Source organism: Mycobacterium sp. TH-M11 (genome assembly GCF_057473725.1).
On record NZ_JBYCLD010000405.1, the window covers coordinates 1 to 2,334 of the forward strand.

General features: G+C 65.3%; 3 protein-coding genes. 1 reads left to right on the forward strand and 2 read right to left on the reverse strand.

All coding sequences use genetic code 11. The features are described from left to right. The coding region (gad, locus tag AC2VOG_RS16035; protein ID WP_486940861.1) for a glutamate decarboxylase at positions 1-935 on the forward strand (935 nt) is incomplete at its 5' end. Between the two features lie 80 nt (positions 936-1,015). On the opposite strand, the gene AC2VOG_RS16040 is transcribed toward gad, so the two are convergent. Together AC2VOG_RS16040 and AC2VOG_RS16045 are read right to left on the reverse strand one after the other, a co-directional pair. After that, positions 1,016-1,396 carry a hypothetical protein gene (locus AC2VOG_RS16040; protein ID WP_486940862.1) on the reverse strand — a complete coding sequence of 127 codons (381 nt, stop codon included), beginning with the start codon at positions 1,394-1,396 and terminating at the stop codon, positions 1,016-1,018. Positions 1,397-1,506: 110 nt separating this feature from the next. Beyond that, the coding region (locus AC2VOG_RS16045; protein WP_486940863.1) for a PPK2 family polyphosphate kinase at positions 1,507-2,334 on the reverse strand (828 nt) is incomplete at its 5' end.

A 2,334-nucleotide genomic window follows, 5' to 3' on the forward strand; every position in this document is an offset into this window, starting at 1 on the left:
GGACCCGCACCCCGAACCTGGTGATGGGCTCCAACGTGCAGGTGGTCTGGGAGAAGTTCTGCCGCTACTTCGACGTCGAGCCCAGATACCTGCCGATGGCCAAGGGCCGCTACGTGATCACGCCCGAGCAAGTGGTCAACGCGGTCGACGAGGACACCATCGGCGTGGTCGCGATCCTGGGCACCACCTTCACCGGTGAGCTGGAACCCGTTGCGCAGATCTGCGCGGCCCTGGACAAGCTGGCCGCCGGCGGCGGCGTGGATGTCCCCGTGCACGTCGACGCCGCCATCGGCGGGTTCGTGGTGCCGTTTTTGCAGCCGGATCTGGTGTGGGATTTCCGGCTGCCGCGGGTGGTGTCGATCAACGTCAGCGGCCACAAGTACGGGCTGACCTATCCGGGCATCGGTTTTGTGGTGTGGCGCGGTCATGAACACCTGCCCGAGGAGTTGGTGTTCCGGGTGAACTACCTCGGCGGGGACATGCCGACGTTTTCCCTGAACTTCTCCCGGCCGGGCAACCAGGTCATCGGCCAGTACTACAACTTCCTGCGGTTGGGTCGCGCGGGCTACACCCAGGTGATGGGATGCCTGTCGTCGACGGCGCGCTGGCTGGCCGACGAGTTGCGCAAAGGCAAGCACTTCGAGGTGATCTCCGACGGCTCGGCGATCCCGGTGGTCTGCCTACGGTTGGCCGGGAATTTCGGCTACACCGAGTTCGACGTCTCCCACGCCCTGCGGTCCTACGGCTGGCAGGTGCCGGCCTACACCATGCCCGCCGACGCGACCGACGTCGCGGTGCTGCGCGTCGTGGTGCGCGAAGGGTTCTCCGCCGATCTGGCCCGGTCACTGCGCGACGACATGATGTCGGCGCTGGCCAGTCTGGACGACCTCAAGCCCGGCGGCCACTTCGACAACCAGCGGCCCTTCGCCCACTAAGCCTCAAGCATGCACATTCACGAACACAGAAGTGCTCAAGCCGGCCGCCGAACACCCATAATGACCCAACGACCGCTACTTCACGATCCATCTCCCCCCAGAGTCGGCCAGCATCCGTAGAAATCTTCGAAGCACGTCGTCGTGCCGTTCCGGTCGACCGATGCGAGGCAGTAGGCGGGCACGGCGTCGGCCTCCGGCACGCGGGCGAACACACCGTGCGGCAAGCCATCACCGGGCTGATGTCGACACCCGAGGTAGTTGACACTGGAAGGCAAGCGCCGTCGGCAGGCGCGCAGCCAACCGGCCAGTGCCGCAACCGGACTCGAAAATGGTCTGGTCCCGGTGAGGGCCGCCTTGGCCACGAGACGGTTTATGGTTGCGCCCGCACAGAAGGCCTGCCAGTCCTGGGCGCGTCCGATCCGCTCGTAGTCCGAACGGGCCTGGTTCGGCGTAACCGCCACGGGTCGTCCTCCTCATTCGCCCACAACACCGGTCAATGTCGGGTGCGTCCAGTTGCGTCCGTGGTATGTCGGTGCGCCCCGTCGACGTGGGTGCATGCGGGTCCACCGTGTCACGACGACTGTGCGCCCGCGTCACCGTCGTCGCCTAGCAACTCCTTCTTCGCCTGTGCCAGCTCGGCTTTGGCAGCGGCGCCGACCTGCGGATACTGCGGGTTGAGATCCCGCAGCGTCTCCAACAGCACCGCGGAAGTCGACACGTGGCCAAACCATTTGTGGTCTGCGGGGATCACATGCCAGGGCGCCCAGACGGTGCTGGTGTGGCTGAGCATGTCTTGAAAGGCCCGCTGGTAGTCATCCCAGAACGCGCGCTCGCGTAGGTCGGCGACGGAGAACTTCCAGTTCTTCTCGGGTTCGTCGATGCGCTCAAGGAACCGGCGCGCCTGTTCGTCCTTGGAGACGTTGAGAAACAGCTTGACGATGACGGTCCCGTTGTCGGTGAGGTAGCGCTCCCAGTCGTTGATGTCGCGGTACCGCCGCTGCCAAATTTTCCCGGCGTCGAGCACCGCGGTGCGTGGCCACAACGTCTCGGGATGCACACGGGTGATCAGTACGTTCTCGTAGTGCGACCGGTTGAACACCGTGATGCGGCCCAGTTCCGGCAGCGACCGTTGGTGGCGCCAGAGGTAGTCATGCGCCTGCTCGGTCGCCGATGGCGCCTTGAAGCTGTACACGTCGACCCCTTCGGGGTTGAGGCCGCTCATCACGTGCTTGATCGTGCCGTCCTTACCGGCCGCGTCGATCGCCTGAAGGATGATCAACAGCGACCGGTCGGCCTGGGCGTAGAAGCGGTCCTGCAAATCCAGCAGCGCCGCCTTCGCATCGGCCAGCACCGCGGCGCCGTGGTCTTTTCCAAGCTGTTTGTCGTGGCGGCCGGGATC